At 72.5% G+C, this 23,489-nt stretch carries 19 protein-coding genes; 15 read left to right on the forward strand and 4 right to left on the reverse strand.

The window, feature by feature from the left end; all coding sequences use genetic code 11:
- The first annotated feature begins 88 nt into the window (after positions 1-88).
- Genes LNW73_RS28885 through LNW73_RS28895 form a run of 3 tightly spaced genes read left to right on the forward strand, consistent with a single transcriptional unit; the run spans position 89 to position 3,761 of the window.
- Entirely contained in the window at positions 89-421 is a 333-nt protein-coding gene (locus LNW73_RS28885; protein WP_250974788.1) for an SHOCT domain-containing protein, read from the forward strand.
- Positions 418-1,200, forward strand: a complete 783-nt coding sequence (locus tag LNW73_RS28890) for an ABC transporter ATP-binding protein (protein WP_250991897.1) — start codon at positions 418-420, stop codon at positions 1,198-1,200. The genes LNW73_RS28885 and LNW73_RS28890 overlap by 4 nt, the downstream gene beginning before the upstream one ends.
- Entirely contained in the window at positions 1,197-3,761 is a 2,565-nt protein-coding gene (locus LNW73_RS28895) for an ABC transporter permease (protein ID WP_250991898.1), read from the forward strand. Before LNW73_RS28890 ends, LNW73_RS28895 begins: the two co-directional genes overlap by 4 nt.
- Before the next feature lie 162 nt (positions 3,762-3,923).
- On the opposite strand, the gene LNW73_RS28900 is transcribed toward LNW73_RS28895, so the two are convergent.
- Positions 3,924-4,379 (reverse strand): ATP-binding protein, encoded by a 456-nt coding sequence (locus tag LNW73_RS28900; protein WP_285391747.1) that lies wholly within the window; start codon positions 4,377-4,379, stop codon positions 3,924-3,926.
- A 410-nt stretch (positions 4,380-4,789) separates the two neighbouring features.
- Between LNW73_RS28900 and LNW73_RS28905 the strand changes: the two genes are divergently transcribed.
- A complete protein-coding gene (locus LNW73_RS28905; protein ID WP_308407742.1) occupies positions 4,790-5,923 on the forward strand; it encodes a PLP-dependent cysteine synthase family protein in 1,134 nt (377 codons plus the stop codon).
- A gap of 51 nt (positions 5,924-5,974) precedes the next feature.
- Here LNW73_RS28905 and LNW73_RS28910 read toward each other — a convergent pair whose 3' ends face one another.
- Entirely contained in the window at positions 5,975-7,312 is a 1,338-nt protein-coding gene (locus LNW73_RS28910) for an aminotransferase-like domain-containing protein (RefSeq protein WP_250993075.1), read from the reverse strand.
- Positions 7,313-7,479: 167 nt separating this feature from the next.
- Between LNW73_RS28910 and LNW73_RS28915 the strand changes: the two genes are divergently transcribed.
- The 4 genes from LNW73_RS28915 to LNW73_RS28930 all read left to right on the forward strand — a co-directional run bounded on the left by LNW73_RS28915 (position 7,480) and on the right by LNW73_RS28930 (position 11,320).
- A complete protein-coding gene (locus LNW73_RS28915; protein WP_250991900.1) occupies positions 7,480-8,289 on the forward strand; it encodes an alpha/beta fold hydrolase in 810 nt (269 codons plus the stop codon).
- 52 nt (positions 8,290-8,341) lie between these two features.
- Positions 8,342-9,100: a molybdopterin-dependent oxidoreductase gene (locus LNW73_RS28920; protein ID WP_250991901.1), complete on the forward strand. Its 759-nt coding sequence runs from the start codon at positions 8,342-8,344 to the stop codon at positions 9,098-9,100.
- Complete coding sequence (locus LNW73_RS28925; RefSeq protein ID WP_250974783.1) at positions 9,084-9,737, forward strand: cytochrome b/b6 domain-containing protein; 654 nt, start codon at positions 9,084-9,086, stop codon at positions 9,735-9,737. Before LNW73_RS28920 ends, LNW73_RS28925 begins: the two co-directional genes overlap by 17 nt.
- 152 nt (positions 9,738-9,889) lie before the next feature.
- Positions 9,890-11,320 (forward strand): hypothetical protein, encoded by a 1,431-nt coding sequence (locus LNW73_RS28930; RefSeq protein WP_250991902.1) that lies wholly within the window; start codon positions 9,890-9,892, stop codon positions 11,318-11,320.
- 10 nt (positions 11,321-11,330) lie between these two features.
- Here the strand turns inward: LNW73_RS28930 and LNW73_RS28935 are convergent, their stop codons facing one another.
- Positions 11,331-12,383 carry a LacI family DNA-binding transcriptional regulator gene (locus LNW73_RS28935; protein WP_250991903.1) on the reverse strand — a complete coding sequence of 351 codons (1,053 nt, stop codon included), beginning with the start codon at positions 12,381-12,383 and terminating at the stop codon, positions 11,331-11,333.
- Between the two features lie 222 nt (positions 12,384-12,605).
- Between LNW73_RS28935 and LNW73_RS28940 the strand changes: the two genes are divergently transcribed.
- From LNW73_RS28940 to LNW73_RS28965, 6 genes are read left to right on the forward strand one after another with little or no spacing between them, the layout of a single operon-like run.
- The gene (locus LNW73_RS28940) at positions 12,606-13,946 is read left to right on the forward strand and encodes an ABC transporter substrate-binding protein (RefSeq protein ID WP_250991904.1); all 1,341 of its coding nucleotides are present in this window, start codon (positions 12,606-12,608) and stop codon (positions 13,944-13,946) included.
- A gap of 15 nt (positions 13,947-13,961) precedes the next feature.
- On the forward strand, positions 13,962-14,837 hold the full coding sequence (locus tag LNW73_RS28945) for a carbohydrate ABC transporter permease (protein WP_250974779.1): 876 nt from the start codon (positions 13,962-13,964) through the stop codon (positions 14,835-14,837).
- Position 14,838: 1 nt separating this feature from the next.
- Positions 14,839-15,672, forward strand: coding sequence for a carbohydrate ABC transporter permease (locus tag LNW73_RS28950; RefSeq protein WP_250974778.1), 834 nt, complete (start codon positions 14,839-14,841; stop codon positions 15,670-15,672).
- Between the two features lie 42 nt (positions 15,673-15,714).
- Entirely contained in the window at positions 15,715-16,968 is a 1,254-nt protein-coding gene (locus tag LNW73_RS28955) for a glycoside hydrolase 5 family protein (protein WP_250991905.1), read from the forward strand.
- 11 nt (positions 16,969-16,979) lie between these two features.
- Positions 16,980-19,094: an endo-beta-N-acetylglucosaminidase gene (locus tag LNW73_RS28960; protein WP_250991906.1), complete on the forward strand. Its 2,115-nt coding sequence runs from the start codon at positions 16,980-16,982 to the stop codon at positions 19,092-19,094.
- Positions 19,095-19,108: 14 nt separating this feature from the next.
- On the forward strand, positions 19,109-22,183 hold the full coding sequence (locus LNW73_RS28965) for an alpha-mannosidase (protein WP_250991907.1): 3,075 nt from the start codon (positions 19,109-19,111) through the stop codon (positions 22,181-22,183).
- Positions 22,184-22,340: 157 nt separating this feature from the next.
- Here the strand turns inward: LNW73_RS28965 and LNW73_RS28970 are convergent, their stop codons facing one another.
- A complete protein-coding gene (locus LNW73_RS28970) occupies positions 22,341-22,898 on the reverse strand; it encodes a DoxX family protein (protein ID WP_250991908.1) in 558 nt (185 codons plus the stop codon).
- Positions 22,899-23,003: 105 nt separating this feature from the next.
- Between LNW73_RS28970 and LNW73_RS28975 the strand changes: the two genes are divergently transcribed.
- Positions 23,004-23,471, forward strand: coding sequence for a MarR family winged helix-turn-helix transcriptional regulator (locus tag LNW73_RS28975; RefSeq protein ID WP_250974774.1), 468 nt, complete (start codon positions 23,004-23,006; stop codon positions 23,469-23,471).
- Positions 23,472-23,489: the final 18 nt, after the last annotated feature.

Genomic DNA, 23,489 nt, shown 5'->3' on the forward strand with positions numbered 1-23,489 from the left:
GCCGTACGACGACCCGGCGGCCGTTCCGGACCAGGCTCGGTGGTGTCGGGATGCATCGCATCCCACCATCACCGAGGAGACGATTCCGATGAACGTCATGGCATGGAACGACGGCGGGCCCGGCCCCTGGATCCTGTTCTTCCCGCTCGTCTGGGCGCTCGTCGTGGTCGGCATCGTCCTGGTGCTGCGCCGCACCGTGTGGCGCGGCCGGGGCTGCGGCCGCGGCCCGTGGCAGGGTCGGGCCGTGAACGGCGAGCACGCTCCGGTGGCGCTGCTCGGCCGCCGCTACGCCGCGGGCGAGATCGACGAGGACGAGTACCGCAGCCGGCTCGCCGTACTGAACGAGCAGCACGGACCGTACGAACAGCACGGCCCGCGCGGGAAGTCCGACCGGTCCGGCACCGAGGACGGTTCCCGATGACCACCCTCACCCCTGTCGGCACCTCCGCCGCCCGCGTCGTGGACGCTTTCAAGGTCTACGGCGCGGGGGACGCCGAGGTCCGGGCGCTGGACGGCGTCACCGTCGGGTTCCCGGCGGCGCGCTTCACCGCGATCATGGGCCCGTCCGGCTCCGGAAAGTCCACCCTGATGCACTGCGCCGCCGGTCTGGACACCCTCAGTTCCGGCTCCGCGTTCATCGGCAGCACGGACCTGGGCACGCTCGGGGACCGGGATCTGACGCTGCTCCGCCGCGAGCGGATCGGCTTCGTCTTCCAGTCGTTCAACCTGGTGGGGACACTGACCGTCGCCGAGAACATCACGCTGCCCCTCGATCTGGCGGGCGCCCGGCCCGACAGCGGCTGGGTGGACGCGCTCATCGACGTCGTCGGTCTCGGCGACCGGCTGCTGCACCGCCCGAGTGAGCTGTCCGGCGGCCAGCAGCAGCGGGTGGCCGTGGCCCGCGCGCTGGCCGGCCGCCCGGACGTGGTCTTCGCCGACGAGCCGACCGGCAACCTCGACTCGCGCTCCGGCGCCGAGGTGCTGAAACTGCTGGGGCGCGCGGTCCACGAGATGGGCCGCACCGTCGTCATGGTCACCCACGACCCGGTCGCCGCCGCCCACGCCGACGAGGTCGTCTTCCTCGCCGACGGACGGCTGGTGGACCGGATGACGGACCCCACCGCCGAGAAGGTGCTCGACCGGATGAAGGCCTTCGACGGCCTCACCGGTGCGGGCGCGGGCAGGGGGGCGGGGTCATGAGCGGCGCCCGCGCCGCACTGCGGATCAGCCTCGCCTCGCTGCGCGCCCACAAGCGGCGCTTCGCCGGCACCTTCCTGGCGGTCTTCCTCGGTGTGTCGTTCCTGGCCGGCACGATGGTCATGGGCGACACCCTCAAGGCCAGCTTCGACACCCTGTTCACCGACGCCAACCGGGGTACGGACGCGGTCGTTCGCAGCTCCGACGTCATCACCGTGCCCGGCGGCGGCCAGGGCACCCGCGAGCCCGTCGACACCGCGCTCGTCCAGCGGATTGAGGCGGTGCCGGGAGTGGCCGCGGCCGCCCCGAACATCACGGGCGCCGGCCAGCTCGTCGGCTCCGACGGCAAGGCCGTCGGCGGGAAGGGCCCGCCCACCCTCGCCGGCAACTGGATCGAGGACCCGCAACTCAACCCGTACACCCTCACCGAGGGCCGGGCCCCGAAGGCGCCCGGCGAGGCCGTGATCAACCGGGGAGCCGCCCAGTCCGGCAAGCTGCGGATCGGTGACACGACGGTGCTGCGCACGCCCGACCCGGTCAAGGTGACGATCGTCGGCGTGGCCGCCTTCGGCGGCGAGGACGGCATGGGGCAGACCACGTTCACCGGCCTCACCCGGGCCGACGCGGAGCGCTACCTCACCCCGAAGCCGGGCCTGGCGTCGACCATCCAGGTGCGCGCGGGACCGGGCGTCGGCCAGCGGGAGCTCGCCGACCGGCTCGCGCGCGTGCTGCCGGCGAACGTCGAGGCGATCACCGGGCAGCAGGCCACGGACGAGAGCCTCACCATGATCTCCGGCACGTTCCTGAAGATCTTCACCTCGCTGCTGCTGGTCTTCGCGGGCATCGCCCTGCTGGTGGCGACCTTCAGCATCCACAACACCTTCGCGATCGTGGTGGCCCAGCGGACCCGGGAGAACGCCCTGTTGCGGGCGCTGGGCGCGTCCCGCCGCCAGGTGCTCGGCTCGACGCTCGTCGAGTCCGCGGTCGTCGCGGTCGTCGCCTCGGTCGCCGGGCTGCTCGGCGGCATCGGCGTCGCGGCCGGACTCCAGGCGCTGTTCCCGGTGGTCGGCTTCCCGTTCCCCGACGGCGACCTGGTGATCGGCGTGACCGCCCTGGTCCTGCCGTTCCTCATCGGGCTGGTGGTGTGCACCGGATCGGCGCTGCTGCCCGCCGTACGGGCCGGGCGCACCGCGCCGCTGGCCGCGCTGCGGGAGACCGCCGTGGACACCTCGGGCGCCTCGCGGAAGCGGGCCGTGCTGGGCACGCTCGCCGCGGTGACGGGCATCGCCCTGACCGTGGCGGGCGCGGCGGGCACGCCCAGCGTCTGGCTCACCGGCGGCGGCTCGGTGCTCACCCTGGCCGCGTTCGTGATCCTCGGACCGGTCGCGTCCTCGTACGCGGTACGGCTGCTGGGCGCCCCGCTGGCCCGGCTGCGCGGGGTGACCGGCGGACTGGCCCGGCGCAACGCGCTGCGCAGCCCGAAGCGCACGGCCGCCACCGCGACCGCGCTGATGATCGGGGTGGCGGTCGTCTCCCTGTTCACGGTCTTCGGCGCCTCGCTCAAGGCCACCATGGACCAGACGGTCTCGCGGTCGTTCGCGGGTGATGTCGCGATCAGCGCCCCGGTGTTCGGGGCGGGCGGCAGCGGACTCAGCCCGAAGCTGGCCCCCGCCGTCGGCGCGCTGCCGCAGGTGCGGACCGCGGTCGGGCTCGGCCGGGGCGTCGCGAAGGTCGACGGCGGCGGACGCACCCTGACCGTCACGGACCCGGCGGCGCTCGCCACCGTCCTCGACCTCGGCACGGTCGACGGTTCGCTCAGCGGCCTCGGTGCCGACGGCATCGCGGTCGCCAGGGACGAGGCGGACCGGCACGGCTGGAGGACCGGCAGCACGGCCTCGCTGGTCTTCACCGACGGGAAGCGGCTGCCGTTCACCGTGGCGGCGGTCTACGAACGGGCGGATCTGGCGGGCGACTACGTCATCACCCGCGAGGCCTGGGCCCCGCACCGGGTGCAGGACTCCGACACCCTCGTCGCGGTCGCCTTCAAGGACGGGGTGTCCACGGACGACGGCAAGGGAGCGGTCGAGAAGGTGGCGGCGGCGTACGGCAGTCCCACGGTGCAGACCCGCGCCGAGTACGCCAAGTCCTCGGCGTCGGCCATCGACATGATGCTGACGCTGGTCTACGCACTGCTGGCGCTCGCGGTGCTCATCGCGCTGCTGGGCATCGCCAACACCCTCACCCTGGCGGTGCACGAGCGGACCAGGGAACTGGGGCTGCTGCGCGCGGTCGGCCAGACCCGGTCGCAGCTGCGGGCGATGGTGCGCTGGGAGTCGGTGCTGGTCGCCGCGTTCGGCACCGTCGGCGGTCTCGGCCTCGGCGCGTTCCTCGGCTGGGCGCTGGTGAAGGCCACCGACAGCTCGGGGACCAGCGCCTTCGCGGTGCCGCCGGCGCAGCTCACGGTGGTGCTGCTGGTCGGCTTGGTCGCGGGGGTCCTCGCGGGATGGCGTCCGGCACGCCGGGCGGCCCGGCTGGACGTCCTGCGGGCCATCGCCACGGAATGAGCCGCGAGGGCGTCCGGGGGAGAGGGTGTCCGGGGAGAAGGGATCCGACGAGCGACAGGCCGGCACCGAACGGGCCCGGACCGGGCATGCTCCCGGACCGGGCACGGCCCCGGCCGCCGCGTCCCGCACGGGGGGACACGGCGGCCGGGGCCGTCGGGGAGGTCAGGCCGCGGCTGCGACGGCGGGGACCCGCCGGGCCGCCGGGCGCCTGCGCGGCGCCGGTGCCGGAGCCTCGACGTGCAGGCTGAACCAGACCACCTTGCCGCCGTCCGGTACCGGATCGGCTCCCCAACTGTCGCTGAGCGCCGCCACCATGGCGAGCCCGCGGCCGCCGGTGGCGAGCGGCTCGGGGGAGCTGACCTGGGGCAGCTGGGGATCACTGTCCACGACGGATACGGTCAGCCGGCCCGAGACGAGGGTCAGTTGGACCGAACAGTGCTTGTCGGACCCGGCGTGCCGGTAGACGTTCGCCAGCAGTTCGGTGATACCCAGCAGGGCGGTGTCGAGCAGCGGGTCGAGATGCCAGTAACGCAGCTGTGCTGCAACGATTCGGCGTATCTGCTGGATGCGGGACGGCAGTGCTTCGAGTTCCAGCGTGCACTGTCGGTCGGCTTGCATGATCACGGCTGCGACTCCCTCCGCGGCGAGGGCCGGCCGCCGTGTGGAAGCCGTGTCCTGAACCGCTCGGAATGAGAACACCTGAGCGAAAATGCGTAGAGTGACTGCTGCAGTACTCCGTGATGTGACTTCAGGGTCACCCCCCGTGGCGGGATCCGCAACCCGCATGGTGCCGCGCGCCTCCCGCAAGGCCCTCCGACCCGTCGTCCGTCGGCCAGAACTCCGGCTCGGACGGCCCGGGCGGAGGTCGGTCCGGTCGCCCGGAGAAAGGCACGACAGGGGGCGTTCGAGCGGGTCCAGCGGCGAAGGGCGACCGGTCGCCCGGTGCGCGACAGGGGGTGGATCAGGTCGTTATGATCCGAAATGGCCCGGCGTGCCGCCGGGGACCGGCACGAGCGGAGGCTGGCGCGGTGGGCACGATCGAGCAGGCGGACGACAGCGGCTGTACGCGCACGGTGGACGTGGACCGGACGGACCACGGGTACCGGGAGTGGCTCAAGGAGGCGGTCCGCAAGGTCCAGGCGGACTCCAACCGTTCGGCCGACACCCATCTGCTGCGCTTCCCGCTGCCCCTGGAATGGGGCATCGACCTGTATCTGAAGGACGAGTCGACGCATCCGACGGGTTCCCTCAAGCACCGGCTGGCCCGTTCGCTCTTCCTGTACGGGCTCTGCAATGGCTGGATCCGGCCGGGCAAACCGGTGATCGAGGCGTCCAGCGGTTCGACGGCGGTCTCCGAGGCGTACTTCGCGAGGCTCATCGGGGTCCCGTTCATCGCGGTGATCCCGCGCACGACGAGCCAGGAGAAGCAGCGGCTGATCGAATTCCACGGCGGGCAGTGCCACTTGGTGGACGATCCGCACACCGTGTACGCCGTGGCCGCCCGGCTCGCCGCCGACTCGGGCGGCCACTACATGGACCAGTTCACCTACGCCGAGCGGGCCACCGACTGGCGCGGCAACAACAACATCGCCGAGTCGGTGTTCGAGCAGCTGAAGCTGGAGCGGTATCCCGAGCCGGCCTGGATCGTCGCCACCGCGGGGACCGGCGGCACCTCCGCCACCATCGCCCGCTACGTCCACTACACCCAGCGCGACACCCGGATCTGTGTCCCCGACCCGGAGAACTCCTGCTTCTTCGACGGCTGGGTCACCGGCGACCAGGGCGTGACCAGCGACGCCTCCTCCCGTATCGAGGGGATCGGACGGCCGCGCATGGAGCCGAGCTTCGTGCCGGGTGCCATCGACCGGATGATGAAGGTGCCGGACGCGGCGTCGGTCGCGGCGGTGCGGGCGCTGGACGGCGCGATCGGCCGCAAGGCCGGCGGCTCGACGGGGACCGGACTGTGGAGCGCCTTCAAGATCATCGCGGAGATGGTCGGGGCCGGGGAGACCGGCAGCGTCGTCACCCTGATCTGCGACCCCGGCGACCGCTACCTCGACAAGTACTACTCCGACGCCTGGGTCGCCGAGCAGCACCTGGACATCGCCCCGTACACGTCCGCCATCGAGCACTTCCTCGCCACCGGCGCCTGGCCGAGCTGAGCCCCCGGCCCTCCGGACGGTCCCTCCCAGCGATCCCTCCGAGCGGGCGGGTCAGCCGACCATCGCGTCGTCCGGGGAGCCGGCGGCGATCGCCGCGAGAGTGCCGAGCGCCGTGCAGAGCGTGCCGGGCGGCGGCGAGGCGAGTGCGACCCGGACCGCGTTCGGCGCGCTGTGCGGACCCACGGCGAACGCCGCGGCCGGCGTGACCGCGATACCGCGCCGGGCCGCCGCGGCCACGAACGTCTCGGCGCGCCAGGGCTCGGGCAGGTCCCACCAGACGAAGTAGCAGGACGGTGCGGTGCGTACCGAAAAGCCCGCGAGCAGCCGGCCCGCGATCTCCTGGCGCAGCGTCACGTCCTCGCGCTTGGCGCGCCCGACGGACGCCACCGTGCCGTCCGTCATCCAGCCGGTCGCCGCGTCGAGCGCGAAGCCGGCCGAGGTCCAGGCGCCGGCGCGCAGCGCGGTCGCGATCCGGTCGGTGAGGTGCGGGGGCGTTACGGCGAAACCGACGGTGAGGCCCGGTGCGAGCCGTTTGGACAGGCTGTCGACGACCACGGTGTGCTCCGGGGCCCAGGCGGCCAGCGGGGGCGGGCCGTCGGACAGGAAGGCCCAGACGGTGTCCTCCACCGCGTGCACGCCGGTGCGCCGCAGCACGTCGGCGAGTTCGGCGCGGCGGCGCTCCGGCATCGTCGTCGCCAGCGGATTGTGCAGCGTCGGCTGGAGGTAGACGGCGGCCAGCGGGGCGCTGCGATGAGCGGCCAGCAGGGCGTCGGGCAGCAGTCCTTCCTCGTCCTGGGCGAGCGGGACGAGGGTGACGCCGAGCCGGGCGGCGATGGCCTTCACCACCGGATAGGTGAACGCTTCCACTCCGAGCCGGCCGCCGGTGGGCACCAGTGCGGAGACGGCGGCGGCGATGGCCTGCCGGCCGTTGCCGGCGAAGAGCACCCGCGCCGGATCCGGTGCCCAGCCGGCCCCGGTGAGCAGCGCGGCGGCCGCCTCGCGCGCCGGGGGAGTGCCGGCCGGGCCCACCGGCCGCAGGGCGTCCGCCAGGACGTCGGTCCGCAGCAGCCGGCCGAGCCCCTCGCCCAGCAGGGCTGTCTGCCCCGCCACCACCGGGTAGTTCAGCTCCAGGTCGACCGGCGCGGCGGCCGGTTCGGCCAGCGCGGGCCCCGGCGTCCGGGGGGCGGCCCGGACGAACGTGCCGCGCCCGACCTCGCCGACCACCAGACCGCGCCGGGCCAGTTCGCGGTAGACCCGGTTCGCCGTCGAGTTCGCGATGCCGTGCCGGCGGGCGAACGCGCGCTGCGTGGCGAGCCGGTCGCCCGGCCGCAGCCGGCCCGCACCGATGTCCGCCGCGACCGCGTCGGCGACCGCCCGGTAGTCCTCCATCATGTACTCCGTCCCGTCCTCATATTGCACCGAGAACAAGATAAGCATTGCACTCTCTCCGGGCCAGTCCTAGCATCGGGCGGGGGACCGGCCACCAGGGCGGTACGGGGACCGGCCGCGACGGACAACGCGGCCGGACCAAAGCGAAAGTACAGGTGGAGAGCGTGATGACGGCGGCAACGGCACAGGTCAACGGCATCACCGTCGGCTACGAGGACGCGGGTGCGGGCGACCCGCTGGTCCTGGTCCACGGCCATCCCTTCGACCGCTCGATGTGGGCGCCGCAGGTCGGTGCATTCGCCGGGGAACGGCGGGTCATCGCCCCCGACCTGCGCGGCTACGGCGCCACCACCGTCGTCCCCGGCACGACCCCGCTGGAGACCTTCGCCCGCGACATCGCGGCCCTGCTCGACCACCTCGGCCTGGACCGGGTCGTCATCGGCGGTCTGTCGATGGGCGGCCAGATCGTCATGGAGTTCTGCCGGCTCTTCCCCGACCGGGTCCGCGGCCTGCTGCTCGCCGACACCTTCCCGACGGCCGAGACCGAGGACGGCAAGCGGGTACGGCGTGCCATGGCGGAACGGCTGGTGAGCGAGGGGCTGAAGGGGTACACCGACGAGGTGCTGTCGAAGATGGTCGCGCCCTACAACATCGAGGCGCTGCCCGCCGTCGCCGACCAGGTGCGCGGCATGATGTACGGCGCTCCGCCCGAGGGGGCGGCGGCGGCCCTGCGGGGGCGCGCCGAACGACCCGACTACGGGGACCTGCTGGGCCGGATCGCCGTGCCCGCCCTGATCGTGGTCGGCCGGGACGACGAGTACACCCCGGTCGCCGACGCGGAGGCCATGCACCGGCGGATCACCGGATCCGAGCTGGTGATCATCGAAGGCGCCGCCCATCTGCCGAACCTCGAACGCCCGGACGAATTCAACGCGGCGCTGGGCCGCTTCCTGGCCCGAGTTATGACGAAAGCCTGACGTCGGGGCGCCGCCCCTGGCCAGCGGCCCTCCCACGTGCTCGAATCGACCTATGGAAGAACCCCGCGTGGACGATGCCCCCGACGACCCGGGGGACGGGAACGAACGGCGCGGTGCGCCGGTCGGGCGGCGCGTCGTGCTGGGAATGCTGGGGCTGGGCGCCGCGGGGGTCGCGCTGGGCAGCCATGTGCAGGACCGTCTCGACGCGGTGCTCGCCGAGGTGAGCGCCAAGGACCCCACCGGGGTGACGGGACTGCTGCCCGGCGGCGGGGGATTCCGCTACTACTCGGTCACCTCGTCGGTGCCCAAGCGCAACGCCGAGAACTACCGGCTCACCGTCGGCGGGCTCGTCGACCGCCCCATGACCTACCGGCTCGCCGACCTGCAGGCCATGCCGCAGCAGCGGCTGGTGCACGACGTGCAGTGCGTGACCGGCTGGCGGGTGCCGAAGACCGCCTTCTCCGGTGTGCGGCTCTCCGCGCTGCTGGCCGCCTCGGGGGTGCGGCCGGAGGCGACCGCCATCCGGTTCGACTGCTTCGACGGCGCCTACACCGAGAGCCTCACGCTGCAGCAGGCCCGCCGCGGCGATGTCATGGTGGCGCTGACGATGCAGGACAAGCCGGTCACCCACGCCCACGGCGGCCCGGTCCGGCTCTACGCGGCGCCCATGTACTTCTACAAGTCCGCGAAATGGCTCTCGGGGATCACCCTCACCAAGAGCGTCGAACCCGGTTACTGGGAGAAGCTCGGCTACGACGTCGACGCCTGGGTCGGAAAGTCGAACGGACGGTCCGATGACCCCACTTCCTGACGGCCTGACCGCCCCGACCGCGCCGCGGCAGCCGGCCCGGCGGCTGCGCCGCTTCAGCCGCGCCGAACGCTGGGTGCACCGCGGCACCGCCTGGCTGATGGGCATCTGCGTCTTCACCGCCGCCTGCCTCTATCTGCCCCCGCTCTCCGAACTCGTCGGCAGACGGCGGCTGGTGGTGACCGTGCACGAGTGGTCCGGGCTGCTGCTCCCGGCGCCGCTGCTCGCGGGGATCTTCTTCCGCGCGCTGCGGGCCGATCTGAGCCGGCTCAACCGCTTCGGCCGGCACGACTGGCACTGGCTGCGCACCGTACTGCGCAAGCGCAGCAAGGACGGAGTGCCCGCGGGCAAGTTCAACGCGGGCCAGAAGCTCTACTCGGCCTTCATCGCGGGCGCGGTGCTGGTGATGATCGGCACCGGGCTGCTGATGTGGTTCACCCACCTCGCCCCGGTGCTCTGGCGGACCGGCGCCACCTTCGTCCACGACTGGCTGGCCCTGCTGCTCGCCGCCGGCATCACCGGACACGTCTGGATGGCCAGTAAGGATCCCGAGGCGCGGCTGGGCATGCGGACCGGGAGTGTGGCCTCCTGGTGGGCGCGGCGCGAACACTCACTGTGGAAGCCGGACGACAAGGACTGACGGGGCTGACCGGGCCGGTGGGGCGGACGGCCCGGCCCGCCGTGGGCAGACCGTGCGGAGGGGCGGCCTCCGTTCCTATCCGTCGCGGGCCGGTCACCTGGAGTCCGCCGGTGGGACACCCTCCTTTCCGGGTGCGCGCCTAGCGTCGCGATATGACGACCTCTCAGGCGCCGCCGGTCCAGCGGGTGTCCGCGACCGAGGTGCCGCGGGCCGCGCCGGCCGGCGGACCGGCCGCGCCGCCCACCCCGCCGCCGCGGGCCCGGCGCTCCCCGGCGCGGCGTCCGCGGCTGCCGCTCACCGGTCCCGTACGGCTCGTCGTGTCGGCCGTGATCGCCGTGGCCGCGCTCACCGCGCTCTGCGCGGCCGCCGCACTCGGCGCGGTCGACGTCCGGGGCGACGCCTCCGACCTGCGCACGGCCGTCACCCAGCGGGCGGCCGTCGCCGCCGAACTGCGGTTCGCGCTCGCCGACCTCGACGCCCAGCGGGCCAACTCCCTGGTGCCGGGCCACTCGGCGCTCCAGCCGGACGTGGAGGTCGGCAACCGGCTGCTCGCACTGATCACCGCGCAACAGCGCCGCACCGAGGTCAGCGGACTGCTGCGACAGCTCGGCGCCGACCCCGCCCAGGGCGACCGGGTCCGCTCCCTGCTCGACGCGCTCGGCCGCTACGACGACGCCAGCGCCCGCTCGTCCTACGTGGACGAGACCCAGCCCGACCGCCCGGCGGGAACGCCGCCGCCCGCCGCCGTCTCCCTGTCCTCCGAGGCCGCGGACGTGCTGCGCAACGAGTTGCTGCCGGTCGCGGCGGAGCTGTCGGAGACCTACGCCGAGCAGGCCGCGCACCTGGAGTCGGAGACGCGGGACAGCGCGAACCGGTCGGCGGGGCTCGTCGGGGTGCTCGGTGTCCTCACCCTCGGCTTCCTCCTGTGGTGGCAGCGGTACCTCGCCCGCCGCTACCGGCGGGTCCTCAACCCGGCACTGGTCGCCGCCACCGTCGCCGCGCTGGTCGTCACCGTGGCCGGCGCGCTCTCCTTCACCTCGGCGGCGTCCGAGGTCGGCGCCGCGGGCCGGGAGGGACTGCGACCCTGGTCCCGGCTGGCCGAGGCCCGCGCGGTGGCCGCCGACGCCGCCGCCACCCAGAGCCGCTGGCTGGTCCACGACGCCGACTCCGCCGGTTACCAGCGCGAGCGCTTCGACACGCTCACCCGCCGGCTCGACGTTCTCCTCGCCCCCGAGTCGTACGCCACGACCGCGGAGCGCCCCGCCTACCAGGACGTCCTCACCCGCTACGGCCACTTCCGCGCCGACGACCGGAAGCTGCGCGACCTGCGCGCCGCGGGACGGCTCGACGAGGCGGTCACCGTGCTCACCGAAGTCGGCCGCGGCCAGGTCGCCTTCGACTTCTGGGACTTCGCCACCGCGCTGGACGCGCTCGCGGACCAGCAGCGGTCCGACTTCGACCTGCACGCCGGCCACGCCCGCTCGGCCCTCGCCGGCTGGCCGGCGGTCCCCGCGGGCGCGCTGGCCGCCGCGGCGGTCCTGGTCCTGCTGGGCGTCCGCCCCCGGCTCGCCGAGTACCGCTGACGAACGGAAGTCAGCTACCGGGCGGCGCCGTGCTCGCGCGGGCCATGAGGCGCGGCAGGTCGTCCTGGATCTCGCGGGCGGGGTTCCCGTCGAGGAGACTGAGCAACTGCTCGGCGGCATGGCGGCCGAAGCTGCTGGTGTCGCGGACGAGCGCGGTCAGCGCGGGGTGCGCGCTGCGGCAGAGCACGGAGTCGTCCCAGGCCACGAGGGACAGATCGCCGGGGACCGCGAGGCCGAGCTCGTTGGCGACGGCGAGACCGGCCATGGCCAGGACGTCGTTGTCGTAGACGATCGCGGTCGGCGGCCGGGGCTGGGCGAGGGCCCGGCGGGTGGCCTCGGCGCCCTCGGTGTCCGAGTAGTCGGTGCTGATGGAGTGGACGTCGGGCAGCCCGCGTCGGGTGGCCTCGGCGCGCAGCGACCGGACCCGGCGCTGGGTGTGCGCGAGGTGCGGCAGGCCGGCGATGTGCAGGATCCTGCGGTGCCCCAGCCCGTACAGATGGTCGACGATCGAGGCCATGGCGCCCGCGTCGTCCGCCCACACGGTGGAGATGCCGGAGTGCGCGGGGGTGCCCGGGGCGAGCGCGCCGATCACGACGGCGGGCAGGCCGAGTTCGTCGAGCAGCGCCGGCCGGGGGTCGTCGAGCCGGGGGTCGACGACGAGCAGCCCGTCGACCCGGCGTTCGGCCCACCAGCGGCGGTAGATCGCGCACTCCTCGCCGAGATCCTCGACGACCTGGAAGAGCAGCCCGAGGTGACGTCGCGCCAGCACCTCCTGGATGCCCGAGACGAGTTGCAGGAAGAACGACTCGACGCCGAGCGTGTGCGCCGGCCGGGCCAGCACCAGGCCGACGGTGGCGGCGCCCTCGCCGGACAGCGCGCGGGCGGCGGTGCTGGGGCGCCAGCCCAGCTGTTCCGCGACCCGGCGGACCCGGTCGCGGGTGGCGGGGGAGACGCCGGGCCGGTCGTTGAGCGCGAAGGACACGGCGCTCTCCGAGACACCCGCGCGCTGCGCGATGTCCTTCATCGTCGGTCGGCGGGCCGGAGTGCGGCGCACGGGATCCATGGCTGGATTATGTCCTACTCCCGGGGCCGGGGTGCGACCGGCTACTAATGCGCTTGAGCTGAGATGTACTAAAGCGCATTAGTTTTGCGGAGAGAACTGCTCCCACCTGCACATATGTGAGATGGCGCGAATTCATCTCCGGTTAACCGTTGACGTTGCTCACGACGCGGGTGCAGCCTTACGTCGCCCCCCTCCTGGCCCGAGCGAAGGAGCTTGTCAGCCATGTCCGTATCCAGTGGAAGAACCCGTGGAGAGCGCGGCCCCCGCCGCGGCGCCACCCGTAGAACAGCCGTTGTCGTCGTCCCCCTGCTGCTGTCCGCGCTGACGCTGACCGCCTGCGGCTCCGGCGGCGACGACGCCGGCAGCAGTGCCGACGGCAAGATCGAGGGCGACATCAGCTTCCAGACCTGGAACCTGCGGGCGAACTACAAGGACTACTTCGAGGGCCTGGCCAAGGACTTCGAGAAGCAGAACCCCGGCGTCCAGGTGAAGTGGCTCGACCAGCCCGCCGAGAACTACGCGGACAAGCTCAGCGCGGACGCGGCCGGCGGCACCCTCCCCGACGTCGTCAACGTCTCGCCCGACCTGTCGTACCCGCTGGCCAAGGCCGGCGTGATCATGAGCCTGGACAAGGAGCCCGCCGCCGCCAAGTTCAAGGGCGACTACACGCCCGAGGCGTGGAAGGGCAATGAACTGCCGGGCCTGGAGGGCTCGTACGCCTTCCCCTGGTACCTCAACACCGGCCCGCTCTTCTACAACAAGACGCTGTTCCAGCAGGCCGGCCTCGACCCGGCCAAGCCGCCGAAGACCTACGACGAGCTCTTCGCGGACGCCAACACCATCGCGGTGAAGTCCGGCGGGAAGACCGCCACCCTCGCGGGCACCCCGTCCATCGAGGACTTCGGCCGCTACGGCGTCCCGCTGATGAACGCCGACGCGACCAAGTTCACGTACAACGACGCCAAGGGCGCCGAGCTGCTCACCAAGTACCTGGAGCTGTTCAAGAACGGCGGCCTGGACTCCCAGGCGCTGACCAGCGGCCCCGACGCCGTCGGCCAGAAGTTCCTGCAGCAGAAGGTCGCGATGAACCCGGGCAGCGCGCACGACCTGGGCACCTTCAAGCAGAACGCGCCCGACCTGTACAAGAACCTCGGCATCACCGACGCGCCCAACAACACCGGGCACCCCAACATGTACGTGATGGGCATGGCGGTGAACAGCAAGAGCAAGCACAAGGCCGCGGCCATCGCCTTCGCGCACTTCATCACCGACAAGCAGAACCAGGAGTCGTTCGCGCACAAGGTCGCGATCTTCCCGAGTACCGCCGGCTCGCTGGACCAGCCGTACTGGACCCAGGACGACGGCACCGACGAGGGCCGGGTCCGGGTGGCCTCCGCGCGGCTGCTCAAGGGCGCGGTGAACTACACGCCGGTCGTGATGACCGACGAGATGAAGACCATCCTCAAGAACGAGGTGGCGAAGGCGCTGCAGGGCAAGAAGTCGCCGCAGCAGGCTCTGGACGACGCGGTCAGCCAGAGCGACAAGCTGCTCAAGCAGAGCTGAGCGGGCGGACCCGACATGAGTGCACGGACCCACCGGGCCGCCAGCCCCTGGCTGTTCCTGCTGCCCGGCCTGGTGATCATCGCCGCGTTCAGCCTCTACCCGTTCATCAGCACCGTCGGCACGGCCTTCACCGACGCCCGCACCCTGACCCCCGGCCACTGGGTGGGGCTGCGGAACTTCCAGGACATGCTGGACGACGAGCAGTTCTGGACCGGGCTGCGCAACAGCACGCTGTACGTGCTGCTCGTGGTGCCGTGCACCGTGCTGCTGCCGCTCCTGCTGGCCCTGCTCGTCCAGAAGCAGGTCCCCGGCATCGCGTTCTTCCGCTCCTCCTTCTACACCCCGGTCGTCGCGTCGGTCGTCGTGGTCGCGCTCATCTGGGTGTGGATGCTGGACGACCGCGGGCTGGTCAACGGGATCCTCGGGTACTTCGGGACCGGCCCGGTGGAGTTCCTCAGCAACCAGTGGCTGCTGCTGTTCAGCGCGATGGCGCTGACGGTGTGGAAAGGCCTCGGCTACTACATGATCATTTACTTGGCGGCGCTGGCCAACGTGCCGAAGGAACTGCACGAGGCGGCCGCCGTGGACGGTGCCGGAGCGTTCCGCCGCTTCGTCAGCATCACCGTCCCGGCGGTCCGCTCCACCATGGTGCTGGTCGGCGCGCTGTCGTCGGTGGCGGCCTTCAAGGTCTTCACCGAGGTCTATCTGATGGCCGGCCCGACCGGCGGCCCGGCCGGCGAGGACACCACCATCGTCATGCTCGTCCAGCGCGTCGGCACCGGACTGTCGGGACGCACCGGCTACGCCTCCGCGCTCTCCGTGGTGATCTTCGCGGTCACCCTGGTCCTGATGCTGCTGGTGCTGCGCGCCGACCGCAAGGACGGTGAGTGACATGGGCGGCCGTATGCCCCGCTGGCAGCTCGTGCTCCGCTACGTCCTGCTGCTCGCCGTCCTGGTCGTCACCATCGGCCCGTTCCTGTGGCAGCTGAGCACCTCGCTCAAGGGCCCGACCGAGGACATGTACAGCTACCCGCCGAAGCTGCTCCCCGAGCATCCGACGCTGGACAACTACTCCGGCGTCGCGGACATCATCCCCGTCTGGGAGTACGCCCTGAACTCGCTCAAGGTCGCGGCGGCCAGCGTCGTCACCAACTGCGTGGGTTCCGCCCTGGCCGGCTACGCGCTCGCCCGGCTGCGCTTCCGCGGCCGCAAGCTCGCGACCACCGCCTTCGTCATGGCACTGCTGGTGCCGTTCGAGTCCATCTTCATCGCGCAGTTCACCACCATGCGCGATCTGCAGCTGAACAACACCCTCATCGCCGTCGTGCTGCCGGGCTGCATCGGTGCGATGAACGTGCTGCTGATGCGGAACGCGTTCAGCCACCTCCCGTACGAGATCGAGGAGGCCGCCGTCATCGACGGCGCCAACGTCTGGCAGCGCTTCGTACGGATCGCGCTGCCCTCGGTCAAGGGCACGCTGGCGGTCGTGGCGATCTTCTCGTTCATGGGCGCCTGGGACGACTTCCTCTGGCCGCTCATCGTGCTGTCCGACCCGGACAAGTACACGCTGACCGTCGGGCTGAACTTCCTGCACGGCACGTTCGCCAACAACCCCAGGCTCGTCGCGGCCGGGACCATCATCGCTGTAGCCCCGCTCATCGTCATGTTCGCCTGCCTGCAGCGGTACTTCTTCCGCGGCGTGGGCGAAGGCGCCGTCAAGGGCTGAGCCCCCGCTCCCCTTCTCCCCGCACTGAGGACACCGCACCGGATGAACGCAATGCGCTTCGGCGTCAACTACACGCCCACGCACGGCTGGTTCCACCACTGGCTCGACTTCGACCTCGACGAAGTCCGCGCCGACCTGGACTCCATCGCCGCTCTCGGCCTCGACCACATCCGGGTCTTCCCGCTCTGGCCGGTCTTCCAGCCGAACCGCACCCTGATCAGGCCGCGCGCCGTCGAGCAGCTCGTCCAGCTGGTGGACGCGGCGGCCGAGCGCGGCCTCGACACCGCGGTGGACGGGCTGCAGGGCCATCTGTCCAGCTTCGACTTCATCCCCTCCTGGACCACCACCTGGCACCGCCGCAACCTCTTCACCGACCCCGACGTCATCGACGGCGAGGCCGACTACCTGCGCACCCTCGCGGCGGCGCTCGCCGGCCGGCCCGGCTTCCTGGGCATGACCATCGGCAACGAGATCAACCAGTTCTCCTCAGGACCGCACCCCGACCCCGACCGGATCACCCCGGCCCAGGCCGAGTCCTGGCTGCGGCGGGTGCTGGCCGCGTGCGAGGAGGGCGCGCCCGGCAAGTTCCATCTGCACGCGTCCTACGACGCGGCCTGGTACCAGGACGACCACCCCTTCACTCCCGGCCACTCCGCCCTGCTGGGCGCGGCGACGGCCGTCCACTCCTGGGTGTTCAACGGCACCGCGCAGCGGCACGGCCGTACCGGCACCGCCACCGAGCAGCACGCCGCCTACCTGATCGAGCTGTCGAAGGCCTGGGCCACCGACCCGCACCGGCCGGTGTGGCTCCAGGAGGTGGGCGCGCCCGCCCCGCACATCCCGGCCGGGCACGCCGCCGAGTTCACCGAGGCCACCATCGCCGCGGCGCTGGACTGCCCGGACGTGTGGGGCATCACCTGGTGGTGCTCCCACGACGTGGACCGCGCGCTGGCGGACTTCCCCGAGCTGGAGTACAGCCTGGGGCTGCTCACCACCGACCGCACGGTCAAGCCGGCGGGCGCGGCCGTCGCCCGCGCCGTCGAACAGTGGCGCGGTCGCGAGCACCGCCCGGCGCCGCGCACCACCGCGCTGGTGGTGGACGCGGGCGACCGGGTGAGCGCGCCCGCCCGCTCCGTGTGCGCACCCGGCGGGGCCTTCTTCGAGGCGTGGATGCGACTGGCCGCCACCGGCGCCCGGCCCACCGCCGTACTCGCCGAACTCGCGGACGACGCCGGTCATCTGGCGGCCCGCGGCATCACCGAGGTCCTCACCGTCGATCAGGTCGACCACCCCTAGGGAGCGCACCGATGACCGAGCACCGCAGCTCTGCCGACCCCGCCACCGCCCTCCCCGCCGCGGACCGGCCCCGGCCCTCCCGCCGCAGGATCCTGATCGCCGGGGCCGGCACCGCGGGCCTCCTCCTGGCGCCCGGCCTGCCGGCCGCGGCCGCGGCGGCCGGACCCGCCCGGAACCTGCAGCCCCACGCCTCGTACTGGTTTCCCGACAGCCTGCCCTCCGGGACACCCGGCGACGGCATCCAGTGGCGCAGCCTCAAGGCGTGGACGCCGGAGACCGACCCGGACCTGGCGTTCAACACGGCGAGCGTCCCGCTCGCGGCGCGCTTCACGCCCCCGCCCGCCAACACCACCGCGCGCGCCGGCCAGGCCCGGATCTCCGGCCTGGCCGCGTTCGACCACACCGCGGGCAACCCCTCCCAGGGCTCCGCCACCGCCGACTACTACGCGCTGACGCACTGGGCGTACCTGGACGAGCTGGTGTTCTGGGGCGGCTCCTCCGGCGAGGGCCTGATCCTCGCCCCCAACGCGCCCGTGGTGGACGCCGCGCATCGCAACGGGGTGCCCGTGCTCGGCACCGTCTTCCTGCCACCGGTCGCCTACGGCGGCGATCTGCGGTGGACCCGCGACCTCGTGCAGCGCGGCGCCGACGGGCGGTTCCCGATCGCCGACCAGCTGATCCGGGTCGCGCGGGTGTACGGGTTCGACGGCTGGTTCCTCAACGCCGAGACCGGCGGCGGGGACGCGGCCCTCGCCACCGACATGCGGGACTTCGTCCAGTACCTGCGCGCCCACGGCCGCGGCCTGCGCGTCACCTGGTACGACGCGATGACCGACACCGGAGCCGTCGACTGGCAGAACGAACTCAACCCGCGCAACCAGGAGTTCTTCACCGCCGCCGACACCCTGTTCGTCAACTTCGACTGGAGCAGGTCCGGCCTCGCCGCCTCCGGCACCCTCGCCGGGGAACTGGACCGCAGCCGCTACGCGGTGTGGGCCGGCATCGATGTCGAGTCCCGCGGCTGGGACACCCCGGTCGACTGGGACGCGATCGTGCCCGCCGACGCGCGGCACGTCACCTCGTACGGCTTCTACCGCCCCGAGTGGACCTGGACGAGCCTGCCGGCCGACCGGCGCGCGCCCGGCGACTTCCACGCCCGCGACGACCGGTTCTGGACCGGCCCCTCGCTGGATCCCTCGGCGCCGCACAGCGGCACGGGAGGCTGGCGGGCGCCCGCCACATCCGTCGCCGACCGCTCCACGCTCACCGCACTGCCGTTCGCGACCACCTTCAACACCGGGCACGGCCTGCGCTGGTACGAGCACGGCACCGCGTCCTCCGACACCGCCTGGAACCACCTCGGCCTGCAGGACCGGCTGCCCGGCCGCCGCTGGGTGGTGCACGGCGCCGGCACCCGGCCGGGCGTGTCGTTCGACTTCGCCGACGCCTGGCGCGGCGGCAGCAGCCTGCTGGTGGACGGAGTGCTCGACGACCCGGCGACGCTGGAGCTGTACGCCGCCCGACTGCCGCTGACCGGCGGCGCCGTGGTGGAACTGACCCACCGCACCGACCCGGGCTCCGGCCCGGTCCGGGTCGACGTGGCCGTCGCCCTCGACGGTCCCGGCACGCCCGGCACGCCGCCGCGCTTCCGGTACGTCCCCGCCGGTTCCCTCCCCGCGGGCGGCCGCGGCTGGACCACGGCGACCGTACGGCTGGGACCGCCGCACGGAAACGTCCTGCACGTCCTCGGAGTCCGGCTCACCGGATCCGGCGGCACGGCGGTCCGCTGGCGGCTCGGCGGGCTCGCGGTGCGCGATGCCGCCCCGAATCCCCCCGCCCGGCCCGGTCTGCCGGCCGTCACCTCCTCCGCCACCGCCGCGGACGGTGCCTCGGCCGCCCTGCGCATCGGCTGGCGCCGCTCGGCCGGCCCGGTCCGGCACTACGAGGTGCACCAGGTGCTGCCCGGGGGCGGCCGGCGCTTCCTCGGCGGGACGCCCGGCACCGCCTACTACCTGCCCGCCCTGCGGCGTACCGCCGGTGAGGCCGTCACCCGGCTCGAAGTCCGCGCCGTCGGTGAGCTGTTCACCTCCTCCGCCCCGTCGTCCGCCGCGTTCACCTGGATCTAAGGAAACCCACCCTCATGCACAGCAACCGAACCGTCACCGAGGACCGGCTCAAGCGGGTCCTCGACGAACGCATCCGCCCCGCCGTCCATCCGCAGTCGGTGCCGCTGGACATCGGGATCTGGAACGCCCCCGGCGAGCCCGTCCCGGTGGCCGAGGGCCTGGCGGCGCCCCGTACACCCATCGAGACCGGTGCGCCCTGGGGCCCGCCGTGGGGCACCAGCTGGATCACCGTGACCGGCGTCGTACCGGACGAATGGGCCGGCCGGACCGTCGAGGCGCTGCTGGACCTCGGCTTCGACGAGAACATGCCCGGCTTCCAGTGCGAGGGCCTGGTCTACCGGGCGGACGGCTCGCCGGTGAAGGGACTCAACCCGCGCAACCAGTGGATCCGGATCGGCGCGCCCGTCGCCGGCGGCGAGCGGGTGGAACTGCACATCGAGGCCTCGTCCAACCCGGTACTGCTCGACTACCACCCCTTCCTGCCCACCGACCTCGGCGACAAGGAGACCGCCGGCAGCGAGCCGCAGTACAAGCTCGCCCGGATGGATCTGGCGGTCTTCGACGAGACGGTGTGGGAGCTGGTCCAGGACCTGGAGGTGCTCGGCGGCCTGATGGCGGAGCTGTCCACCGAATCACCCCGCCGCTGGGAGATCCTGCGCGCGGTGGAACGGTCGCTGGACGCCGTGGACCTGCAGGACGTCGGCGGCTCGGCGGCCGCGGCCCGCGAGCAGCTCACGGAGGTGCTGGCCGCACCCGCGCACCGCTCCGCGCACCGCATCAGCGCGGTGGGCCACGCCCACATCGACTCGGCCTGGCTGTGGCCGCTGCGCGAGACCGTCCGCAAGGTCGCGCGCACCACCTCCAACATGACGGCCCTGCTGGAGGAGAACCCGGAGTTCGTCTACGCCATGTCGCAGGCGCAGCAGTACGCCTGGATCAAGGAGCACCGGCCCGAGGTCTACGCACGGGTCAAGAAGGCCGTCGCGGAGGGCCGGTTCGTGCCGGTCGGCGGGATGTGGGTGGAGTCCGACACCAACATGCCGGGATCCGAGGCGCTGGCCCGGCAGTTCGTGCACGGCAAGCGGTTCTTCCTGGAGGAGTTCGGCATCGACACCGAAGAGGTGTGGCTGCCGGACACGTTCGGCTACTCGGCCGCGCTCCCGCAGATCGTCAAGCAGGCCGGCGCCAAGTGGTTCCTGACCCAGAAGATCTCCTGGAGCGAGACCAACAAGTTCCCGCACCACACCTTCTGGTGGGAGGGCCTGGACGGCACCCGGGTCTTCACCCACTTCCCCCCGATCGACACCTACAACGCCCAGCTGTCGGGCAAGGAGGTCGCCCACGCCGTCCGCAACTTCCAGGAGAAGGGCTCCGCGACCCGGTCGCTCGCCCCGACCGGCTGGGGCGACGGCGGAGGCGGCACCACCCGCGAGATGCTCGCGCACGGCAAGCGGCTGGCCGACCTGGAAGGCTCGGCGAAGGTCGTCTTCGAGAAGCCGTCCGCCTTCTTCGAGAAGGCCCACGCGGAATACCCGGACGCCCCGGTCTGGGTGGGGGAGCTGTACCTGGAACTGCACCGGGCCACGCTCACCAGCCAGGCCCGCACCAAGCAGGGCAACCGCCGCAGCGAACACCTGCTGCGCGAGGCCGAACTGTGGGCCGCCACCGCGGCCGTACGCGCCGGCTTCCCCTACCCGTACGAAGACCTCGACCGGATCTGGAAGACGGTCCTGCTGCTGCAGTTCCACGACATCCTCCCCGGCTCGTCCATCGCCTGGGTGCACCGCGAGGCGGAGGCGAAGTACGCGGCCGTCGGCGCCGAACTGGACCGGATCATCGCCGACGCGCAGGTTGCCCTCGCGGGCAGCCCGGCCGACGGAACCTCCGTGCTGTTCAACGCGGCGCCGCACGCCCGCTCCGGCGTCGCCGCGGGCGGCGCCGTCGTCGCGGCACCGTATCGCGGCGCGGCGGTCACCGCCGTACCTCGTGAGGGCGGCGGATTCGTCCTGGCCAACGGGCTGCTGAGGGTGGCGGTCGACGCGCGCGGGCTCGTCGTCTCGGTCTACGACATCGAAGCCGGCCGCGAGACGATCGCCCCGGGCGCCGCCGCCAACCTCCTGCAACTGCACCCCGACTTCCCCAACCGCTGGGACGCCTGGGACGTCGAAACGTTCTACCGCAACACGGTCACCGACCTCACCGACGTCGACACCCTGGAACTGGACGCCGTCGGCGGCGGCGTGGCGGCGGTCCGGGTGACCCGGAACTTCGGTTCCTCCCGGGTGGAGCAGGTACTCACGCTGACCGCGGGGGAACGGCGCCTCGACATCGCCACCGAGGTGGACTGGCACGAGACCGAGAAGTTCCTCAAGGCCGCCTTCCCGCTCGACCTGCACGCCGACCGCACGGCGGCCGAGACCCAGTTCGGCCACCTCTACCGGGCCACGCACACCAACACCAGTTGGGACGCCGCGAAGTTCGAGGCGTGCGCCCACCGGTTCGTGCATCTCGAGGAGCCGGGCTGGGGTGTCGCCGTCGTCAACGACTCGACGTACGGCTACGACGTGACCCGCACCGTACGGCCCGACGCCGAAACCTCACTCACCGGCGGTACCGAGGCCGCACTCAGCAGCGGGACGACCACCACGGTCCGGCTCTCGCTGCTGCGCGCACCGCGGTTCCCCGACCCGCACACCGACCAGGGCACCCACCGGTTCCGCTACGCGCTGGTCCCCGGCGCCGCCATCGGTGACGCGGTGCGCGAGGGATACCGGATCAACCTGCCCGAGCGCCGGGTGCCGGGCAGCGCGGCGGTGGTGCCGCTGGTGTCGGTGGACCATGACGCGGTGGTCGTGACGGCCGTGAAGCTGGCGGACGACGGGAGCGGTGATGTCGTGGTGCGGCTGTACGAGTCCGGCGGCGGGCGGGTGAGGGCTCGGCTCACGACCGGGTTCGAGCTGGCGTCGGCGACGGTGTGCGACTTGCTGGAACGTCCGACGGGTGGGGTCGTGGGTGGTGGTTCGGGTGTCGAGCTGTCGTTGCGGCCGTTCGAGATCCGTACGCTGCGGCTGGCTCGGGGCGACGTCTGACCGTTGGTGGTGCGGTCGGGGGCCGGGTCCTCCGGTGGGGGGTTCGAAATCGACTATTTACGGGCCTGGCGGCCCACAAATAGCTCGGCAGCATTTCGAACCCCCCACCTGCGGCCCCGGCCCCCTCACGTCACAGCCTGGTGGGGCGTTCTGCCGGTTACTTCCTCAGCAGGAGGATGACGCCCGCTACGGCCACGCCCAGCACCACGGCCGATGCCCCGTATGCCAGTCGGTGGGAGCGGAGGATGGGGAGGTAGCGGTCGGCGGCCAGGCGGCCGGGGCCGGTCAGGGCGAGGGCGGCGGCAGATGCGGTCAGCAGCAGTTCGTACTCGACGCCCTCGGGCGCGAAGAAGCCGCCGCCCCACTTCACGGCCAGCGCGTTGACCATGGTGCCGACCACCGCGGCGCCTGCCAGCGGGGTGAGCAGGCCGACGGCCAGGCCGAGTCCGCCGAAGGTCTCGCTGAGGCCCGCCACGACGGCCATCGCCTTGCCGGACGGGTAGCCGCTCATGGTGAAGAACTGGCCGGTCCCGTCGAGGCCGCCCCCGCCGAACCAGCCGAACAGCTTCTGGGCGCCGTGCGCGGCCATGGTGAGGCCGACCGCGAGCCGGAGCAGGAGCAGCCCGGCGTCATAGGCGTGCGGGGAGGCCGCCGCGGTCGCCGGGGCGGGCGTACGGAGGTCCGGCGGGGAGAGCTGGGCGGTGGGGGAGGGCATAGGGCGGTTCTCCTGGGGTGGGGGACGTAGCGTGGTTCAAATTCGAACCACTGGCCCGACCGTATCGGCTAATTCGAATTTGAACAACAGCGCTACGATGGCCCCATGGACAACACAAGGTGGCTCGACGAGCAGGAGATGGCGGCCTGGACGGGCTTCCTGGCGGCGAGCAGCCTGCTGGGCCGCCGGGTGGAACAGCAACTGAAGGACGACGCCGACCTCTCGCATCCGCAGTACGAGATCCTCACCCGGCTCTCCGCGGCCCCCTGCGGCGAACTGCGCATGACCGAGCTCGCCGACGCCCTGCTCACCTCCAAGAGCGGGCTGACCTACCAGGTCACCCAGCTGGAGAAGAGCGGCATGGTCCGCCGGCGGTCCTTTCCCGGCGATGTGCGCGGCGTCGTCGCCTGCCTCACGGACGAGGGCTGGGCCAAGGTCCGCGAGACCGCCCCAGGGCACGTCGCCCTGGTCCGCGAGCTGCTGATCGACGTCCTCACCCGCGAGCAGCTCACCGCCATCGCGGAGGGGTTGGGCGAGGTCAGCCGCCGGTTGCGCGCATCCAACGTGCGATGAGTCAAGGGGGCGGGCTGC

Source organism: Streptomyces sp. RKAG337, from assembly GCF_023701715.1.
In the GTDB taxonomy this organism is placed as follows: Bacteria; Actinomycetota; Actinomycetes; order Streptomycetales; family Streptomycetaceae; genus Actinacidiphila.

Bases quoted from the DNA above. Each gene is read 5' to 3' on its own strand.
- LNW73_RS28885 (WP_250974788.1), top strand. From the start codon at position 89: ATGAACGTCATGGCATGGAACGACGGCGGGCCCGGCCCCTGGATCCTG.
- LNW73_RS28890 (WP_250991897.1), top strand. From the start codon at position 418: ATGACCACCCTCACCCCTGTCGGCACCTCCGCCGCCCGCGTCGTGGAC.
- LNW73_RS28895 (WP_250991898.1), top strand. From the start codon at position 1,197: ATGAGCGGCGCCCGCGCCGCACTGCGGATCAGCCTCGCCTCGCTGCGC.
- LNW73_RS28900 (WP_285391747.1), bottom strand. From the start codon at position 4,379: ATGCAAGCCGACCGACAGTGCACGCTGGAACTCGAAGCACTGCCGTCC.
- LNW73_RS28910 (WP_250993075.1), bottom strand. From the start codon at position 7,312: ATGGAGGACTACCGGGCGGTCGCCGACGCGGTCGCGGCGGACATCGGT.
- LNW73_RS28915 (WP_250991900.1), top strand. From the start codon at position 7,480: ATGACGGCGGCAACGGCACAGGTCAACGGCATCACCGTCGGCTACGAG.
- LNW73_RS28920 (WP_250991901.1), top strand. From the start codon at position 8,342: ATGGAAGAACCCCGCGTGGACGATGCCCCCGACGACCCGGGGGACGGG.
- LNW73_RS28925 (WP_250974783.1), top strand. From the start codon at position 9,084: ATGACCCCACTTCCTGACGGCCTGACCGCCCCGACCGCGCCGCGGCAG.
- LNW73_RS28930 (WP_250991902.1), top strand. From the start codon at position 9,890: ATGACGACCTCTCAGGCGCCGCCGGTCCAGCGGGTGTCCGCGACCGAG.
- LNW73_RS28935 (WP_250991903.1), bottom strand. From the start codon at position 12,383: ATGGATCCCGTGCGCCGCACTCCGGCCCGCCGACCGACGATGAAGGAC.
- LNW73_RS28940 (WP_250991904.1), top strand. From the start codon at position 12,606: ATGTCCGTATCCAGTGGAAGAACCCGTGGAGAGCGCGGCCCCCGCCGC.
- LNW73_RS28945 (WP_250974779.1), top strand. From the start codon at position 13,962: ATGAGTGCACGGACCCACCGGGCCGCCAGCCCCTGGCTGTTCCTGCTG.
- LNW73_RS28950 (WP_250974778.1), top strand. From the start codon at position 14,839: ATGGGCGGCCGTATGCCCCGCTGGCAGCTCGTGCTCCGCTACGTCCTG.
- LNW73_RS28955 (WP_250991905.1), top strand. From the start codon at position 15,715: ATGAACGCAATGCGCTTCGGCGTCAACTACACGCCCACGCACGGCTGG.
- LNW73_RS28960 (WP_250991906.1), top strand. From the start codon at position 16,980: ATGACCGAGCACCGCAGCTCTGCCGACCCCGCCACCGCCCTCCCCGCC.
- LNW73_RS28965 (WP_250991907.1), top strand. From the start codon at position 19,109: ATGCACAGCAACCGAACCGTCACCGAGGACCGGCTCAAGCGGGTCCTC.
- LNW73_RS28970 (WP_250991908.1), bottom strand. From the start codon at position 22,898: ATGCCCTCCCCCACCGCCCAGCTCTCCCCGCCGGACCTCCGTACGCCC.
- LNW73_RS28975 (WP_250974774.1), top strand. From the start codon at position 23,004: ATGGACAACACAAGGTGGCTCGACGAGCAGGAGATGGCGGCCTGGACG.